The sequence below is a fragment of the Candidatus Accumulibacter vicinus genome (assembly GCF_000584955.1).
Taxonomy (GTDB): Bacteria; Pseudomonadota; Gammaproteobacteria; order Burkholderiales; family Rhodocyclaceae; genus Accumulibacter; species Accumulibacter vicinus.
The window spans coordinates 160,618-160,968 of sequence record NZ_JDSS02000037.1 but is presented as its reverse complement, the minus strand read 5'-3'; the positions used below and the strand labels follow the sequence as shown (position 1 = coordinate 160,968).

1 protein-coding gene is annotated in these 351 nt (G+C 62.7%); it reads right to left on the bottom strand.

Features of this window, described 5'->3' with window-relative positions; all coding sequences use genetic code 11:
- Positions 1-22 precede the first annotated feature (22 nt).
- Positions 23-351 (bottom strand): methionine adenosyltransferase domain-containing protein (locus tag CAPSK01_RS16560; protein WP_034929169.1); only part of this gene is annotated, 329 nt, incomplete at its 5' end.

The window sequence follows — 351 nt, the reverse complement described above, 5'->3', positions numbered from 1 at the left end:
CCTTGCGGCACGGGCCTGCAGGCTACAGACCCGCTTCCGCGCGCAGCGTCGCGGCTTTGTCGATGGCCTCCCAGGTGAACTCGGGTTCGTCGCGGCCGAAATGGCCATAGGCAGCGGTCTTCCGGTAGATCGGGCGCAATAGATTGAGTGACTGGATGATCCCTTTGGGACGCAGGTCAAAGTGCTTGCCGATCAGTTCGACGATGAGTTCGTCGCTGACCTTGCCGGTGCCGAAGGTGTTGACCATCAAGGATACCGGCCGGGCAACGCCGATTGCGTAGGCGACCTGCACTTCACAGCGCTCGGCGAGACCGGCCGCGACGATGTTCTTCGCCACGTAACGGGCTGCAT